We start from the raw sequence: 6301 nt of genomic DNA on the forward strand, positions 1-6301 counted from the left end.
GGGGCGGCGCGGTGCGAAGCAACGTGCGGATTCGGACGGATTCGAAGGGTGCAGGGCGGCGGGGCGTGGGGGTTCACCGGCGCGTGGGGCGGTTTGCCCGCGAACGGCAGGCGGCGACAGGGGATTGCGGACAGCGGCGGGCTTCTCGCGGTGCTGCCGCCGCGCGCGATACCCGCCTGCGGCGGGCATGTACGACACACGCCCCCGCTTTCCCATCAATGTCAAAAAACGGGGTTCCGGCCCTTCCGCCACCCCGTGCGCGTCTTGCCAAGCGCGGGGGTGCGCGATATAAGAGCCGGATTGCTGACGGAATGTGGGTTCATTCCTGCATGTTCCGTAACAATCGCGGGTGGATGGCCGTTCCCCCGCGCCTCGCCGCGCCGGAACGCCCCGCACACTCCTCCCGCCTTTGTCCCGGCAGCCCTCTTCTTTCCCGCCCCTGCGGGGCAACCCTGTTACCAGACAGAGTCCAATGCCCAAACGCACCGATTTGAAGCGGATCATGGTCATCGGTTCCGGCCCGATCGTCATCGGGCAGGCGTGCGAATTCGACTATTCCGGCACGCAGGCCGTGAAGGCCCTGAAGGAAGAAGGCTACGAGGTGGTGTTGGTCAACTCCAACCCCGCCACCATCATGACCGACCCCGGTCTTGCCGACCGCACCTACATCGAACCCATCGAGCCGGAAACGGTTGCCGCCATCATCCGCAAGGAGCGGCCCGACGCGCTGCTGCCCACCCTGGGCGGCCAGACCGGCCTGAACACCGCGCTGGCCCTTGCCGCCATGGGCGTGCTGGAAGAATGCGGCGTGGAGCTCATCGGGGCCAACAAGCAGGTCATCGAAAAGGCGGAAAGCCGCGAACTGTTCCGCGAGGCCATGGCCAACATAGGCCTGAAGGTGCCCGCCAGCGGCATTGCCCGCACCATGGAAGACGTGCGCCGCCTTGGCACCGAAATGCCCTTCCCGCTGATCATCCGCCCGGCCTTCACCATGGGCGGCACCGGCGGCGGCATCGCCTACAACATGGAGGACCTGGAAGAGATCGCCGCGCGCGGTCTTGCCGCCTCCATCAAGCACGAGGTGATGATCGAACAGTCGGTGCTGGGCTGGAAGGAATTCGAGATGGAGGTGATGCGCGACAAGGCCGACAACTGCGTCATCATCTGCTCCATCGAAAACTTCGACGCCATGGGCGTGCACACGGGCGATTCCATCACCGTGGCCCCGGCCCAGACCCTGACCGACGTCGAGTACCAGATGATGCGCGACGCCTCCATCGCCATCATGCGCGAAATCGGCGTGGAAACGGGCGGCTCCAACGTGCAGTTCGGCATCAACCCGCAGAACGGCGACATGGTGGTCATTGAAATGAACCCCCGCGTGTCGCGTTCTTCCGCGCTGGCCTCCAAGGCCACCGGGTTCCCCATCGCCAAGATCGCGGCCAAGCTGGCCGTGGGCTACACGCTGGACGAAATTCCCAACGACATCACCCGCGAGACGATGGCCAGCTTCGAGCCGTCCATCGACTACTGCGTCACCAAGATTCCGCGCTTCACCTTCGAAAAGTTTCCCGGTGCCAAGGACGAGCTGACCACCTCCATGAAGAGCGTGGGCGAGGCCATGTCCATTGGCCGCACCTTCAAGGAATCGCTGCAGAAGGGCCTGCGCTCGCTGGAAGTGGGCGCGCCCGGTCTTGGTTCCGCCTTCCGCTGCAAGGGTCCGGAGCGCGAAGAGATCATGCGCAAGCTGCGCACGCCCAACTCGCGCCGCATCTTCTACGTGCGCCACGCCATGCTGGACGGCATGACCGTGGAGGAAATCCACGAGGCCACCGCCATCGACCCGTGGTTCCTGCGCCAGATGAAGGACCTGGTCGACATGGAAGCCGAACTGCGCGACTTTGCCCTGGGCAACGCCATGACCGTGGACAACGCGGAACTGGTGGCCCTGATGCGCCGCGCCAAGGAATACGGCTTTTCCGACCGCCAGCTGGCCGAAATGTGGAAGCGCCCCGAATCGGACGTGCGCACCCTGCGCAAGCAGATGGGCATCGCCCCCACCTACTATCTGGTGGACACCTGCGCCAGCGAGTTCGAGGCGTACACCCCGTACTACTACTCCACCTACGAGACCGGCCATGAAGTGGCAGTGGAAGACCGCAAGAAGGTCATCATCCTGGGTGGCGGGCCCAACCGCATCGGGCAGGGCATCGAGTTCGACTACTGCTGCTGCCACGCCTCCTTCGCGCTGAAGGAAATGGGCGTGCAGGCCATCATGGTCAACTCCAACCCGGAAACGGTATCCACCGACTACGACACCTCCGACCGTCTGTACTTCGAGCCGCTGACCTACGAGGATGTCATGAACATCATCGAGGCGGAGAAGCCCGACGGGGTGGTGGTGCAGTTCGGCGGGCAGACCCCGCTGAACCTGGCCGTGCCGCTGATGCGCGCCGGCGTGCCCATTCTTGGCACCTCGCCCGATTCCATCGACCGCGCCGAAGACCGCGAACGCTTCCAGGCCCTGTTGCAGAAGCTGGGCCTGCGCCAGCCCGCCAACGCCACGGTCATGTCCCTGCCCGAGGCGCGCAGCGCCGCCGCCCGCATCGGGTACCCGACGGTGGTGCGGCCCAGCTACGTGCTGGGTGGCCGGGCCATGGAAATCGTGTACGACGAGGAACAGCTGGCAGAATACTTTGCCAATTCGGTGGGTGAAAAGCCCAAGCACCCCATCCTCATCGACAAGTTCCTGGAAAGCGCCATCGAGGTGGACGTGGACGCCCTGTCCGACGGCACCGACGTGTACGTGGCGGGCATCATGGAACACATCGAGGAAGCGGGCATCCACTCCGGCGACTCCGCCTGCGTCATTCCGCCGCACACCCTGCCCGAGGCCATCGTCAACGAGATTGCCCGGCAGACCGTGGAACTGGCGCGCGAACTGCGCGTGGTGGGCCTGATGAACATCCAGTTCGCGGTCAAGGACGGCCTCATCTACATCCTTGAAGTGAACCCCCGCGCCTCGCGCACCGCGCCCTTCGTGTCCAAGGCCACGGCGGTGCCCCTGCCGCGCCTGGCCACCCAGATAATGCTGGGGGCCACGCTGAAGGAACTGGACCCCTGGTCCATGCGCCGCACCGGCTACTTCTCGGTGAAGGAATCGGTGTTCCCGTTCAACCGCTTCCCGGGGGTGGACATCCTGCTCGGCCCGGAAATGCGGTCCACGGGCGAGGTGATGGGTATTGCCTCCAGCTTCGAGGAAGCCTATCTGAAGGGCCAGCTTGCCGGCGGGCAGCGTCTGCCCGAAAGCGGCAAGATCTTCATCTCCGTCAACGACCGCGACAAGCTGCTGATCACGGAAGTGGCCAGCATGTTCGCGGACCTCGGCTTCGAGGTGCTGGCCACCAGCGGCACCGCCAGGCTGCTGCGCGAAGGCGGCGTGCCCGCCACGTCGGTACACAAGGTGTACGAGGGAAGGCCCAACATCGTGGACTTCATCAAGAACGGCGATATCGCCCTGGTGCTCAACACCGCCTCGGGCAAGCGCACCGTGCAGGATTCCAAGTCCATCCGGCAGGCCACGCTGATGTACGGGGTGCCCTACAGCACCACCGTATCCGGCGCCAAGGCCATCGCGCAGGCCATACGGGCCAGCCGCTGCTGCGGGGTGAACGTGAAGAGCCTGCAGGAATACTACGGAACCAACTAGAAGACCGACAAGGACCGGGCCTCAGGCCCGGTCCTGCGCTTTGGGGCCACGCGCAATGTGGCGAATGCCTGCTGAACGACAGGCAAGGCCAGACGAGCGGCTGGCGAGCGGCTGGCGAGCGGCTGGCGCATGACTGGCGCATGACATGACCACAATGGGCGCGTAACGGACCGTCTGCATCGAGGTAGAGCATGATCAAGCATTACTGCGGCATCTTCGGCATCTACAACCACGTCGAAGCGGCGCGCATGGCATATTTCGGCCTGTACGCCCTGCAGCATCGCGGGCAGGAAAGCGCGGGCATCGTCACCTGGGACGGCCAGAAGCTGCGCGAGCACCGGGGCATGGGCCTGGTGCCCGACGTGTTCAACGAACGGCACCTGGGCAAGGAGCTGAAGGGCAACATCGCCGTCGGCCACATCCGCTATTCCACCACCGGGGCCTCGCTCATCCGCAACGCCCAGCCGTTTCTGGTGCGCTTCAAGGGCATGGAAATCGCCATCGCGCACAACGGCAACCTGACCAACACCGTGGAACTGCGCGACGAACTGGAACGGAAGGGGGCCATCTTCCAGACTTCCATTGACAGCGAAGTGTTCGTGCACCTCATCGCGCACAACATGAACGGCAAAAGCTTCGAGGAAGCCGTCATGGCCGCGTGCAAGCGGGTGCAGGGCGCGTATTCGCTGATCATTCTCGCCAACGACAAGCTCATCGCCATGCGCGACCCGCACGGCATGCGCCCGCTGGCCCTGGGCCGCCTGGCCGGTTCGCCGGTGTTGGCATCCGAAACCTGCGCCTTCGACCTGATGGAGGCGGAATTCATCCGCCCGCTGGACCCCGGCGAAATGCTGGTCATCGAAGGCAACAGCGTGAAAAGCTACAGCCTGCTCGACGAAGGCAACAAGCCGCCCACGCGCCAGTGCATCTTCGAACTGGTCTACTTCGCCCGGCCCGACTCCATCGTGTTCGGCGAAGACGTGTACCAGTGCCGCAAGGAAATGGGCCGCCAACTGGCCATGGAATCGGCCCCGGACGTGGACTTCATCATGCCCTTCCCGGATTCGGGCATCTACTGTGCGGTGGGCTTTGCCCAGCAGTCGGGCCTGCCGTACGAGCACGCCATGATCCGCAACCACTACGTGGGCCGTACGTTCATCCAGCCCTCGCAGGACATGCGCGACTTTGGCGTGCAGGTGAAGATCAACCCGGTCAAGAGCATGATCAAGGGCAAGCGCATCTGCATCGTGGACGATTCCATCGTGCGCGGCACCACCATTCGCACCCGCGTGAAGAAACTGCGCGAACTGGGCGCGGCGGAAGTGCACTTCCGCGTCAGCTGCCCGCCCATCAAGCACCCGTGCTTCTACGGCATCGACTTTTCGTCCAAGGGCGAACTGATTGCGGCCAACCATTCCATTGCCGAGATCGAACGGTTCATCGGGCTGGATTCGCTGCACTACCTGTCCATCGACGGGCTGCTGCGCTCCGTGTCGCACCCCGAAAACTACTGCCTGGCCTGCTTCAGCGGCGACTACCCCATCCCCTGCGCGGGTGGCGGGTGCAGTAGGGCGTGCCTTGAGGTGACGGACTAGGGCAGGGCAAGCTTTTGATTGCTCTGTGCTTGTGAATATGTTGCATTTCGCAAAAGAAAAGGGGGGCGGCTCGCCGTCCCCCTTTTCTTGCGCTGAGCTAGTTGGCAATGTCATTGTGAGCGTTGGGCATGACCTAATAAGGCAAGCTGAGCTTGGAAAGAGGGTGAAGCCCCACTGTGGAGCTTTTGCGGATTAGCAGCAAAGAGGCTCGCGTGTGATGTATGCCTTTGGGAAATCAGTGGATATATATTCGACAGCATGCCCATGCCATTGCTTAGGAAACTGGTTAGCTCCCTTGTGGCAAAAAAGGTGGACGATGAATTTTTCTGGCGTTGATGTTTGGTCAATTAAAATGGATGCTTGAGAATCAGTGAGGTTGAGTCTTTTTCTAAGTTCCTTGGTCAATGTTCTGATCTTGGCGTTCATCATGGCCTCCGTGGGGGGAGACGTTGTGTCCCGATACTATTTCTAAACCTATCGCGCTAACGATGTCTTCAATTGGGATGACGTAGCTTAAATTGGCTTCGGCACCCGCAAAAACAAGCCCAACGGCTGCGCTGCCATCTTCGTTGACGACCAATGACCCTGAGTCGCCGGGCAAAGAGAAGGCGGCTTCAAGTCCCCTAACAACATAGAAATCCGAAAAGTATACATGCCCAGAGAAATTTGGGGACGTGTATTTGATAGGAACCGGATTGTCATATTGACCTACTACAATTCCTCTTGTCAATCCAGTTGTTCTTCCAACTTTCTGAATGGTCATTCCTGGCTGTATGGCATCTAGTTGGTGTGGAGTGTCGTAAAAGAAGCCTTGCATCGATGATATCCGCTCTGGTGTTTCAATTTTAAATGTGGCCACATCAATTTTCTGGTTCTTCGACGTTTGATGTGGAATTCATGAAGCCACCACGACCTGAATCGGGGCCGCGATCAGGTAGACCATGGTGATGAAGTTCTCCACATTTCGGTATCCTCGGGCTCTGGCTCTCGCCGCTTG

At 61.8% G+C, this 6301-nt stretch carries 3 protein-coding genes; 2 read left to right on the forward strand and 1 reads right to left on the reverse strand.

Going from position 1 to position 6301, the window contains the following annotated elements; all coding sequences use genetic code 11:
* Window positions 1–472 precede the first annotated feature (472 nt).
* A complete protein-coding gene (carB, locus tag FVW20_RS05500; RefSeq protein ID WP_196608634.1) occupies window positions 473–3709 on the forward strand; it encodes a carbamoyl-phosphate synthase large subunit in 3237 nt (1078 codons plus the stop codon).
* A 191-nt stretch (window positions 3710–3900) separates the two neighbouring features.
* Window positions 3901–5304: an amidophosphoribosyltransferase gene (gene purF, locus FVW20_RS05505; RefSeq protein WP_196608635.1), complete on the forward strand. Its 1404-nt coding sequence runs from the start codon at window positions 3901–3903 to the stop codon at window positions 5302–5304.
* Window positions 5305–5692: 388 nt separating this feature from the next.
* Here the strand turns inward: purF and FVW20_RS05510 are convergent, their stop codons facing one another.
* Window positions 5693–6163, reverse strand: a complete 471-nt coding sequence (locus FVW20_RS05510) for a Nal1-like putative serine protease (RefSeq protein ID WP_196608636.1) — start codon at window positions 6161–6163, stop codon at window positions 5693–5695.
* Window positions 6164–6301 lie beyond the last annotated feature (138 nt).

This window comes from Nitratidesulfovibrio oxamicus, from assembly GCF_015731765.1.
Classification (GTDB): Bacteria; Desulfobacterota; Desulfovibrionia; order Desulfovibrionales; family Desulfovibrionaceae; genus Cupidesulfovibrio; species Cupidesulfovibrio oxamicus.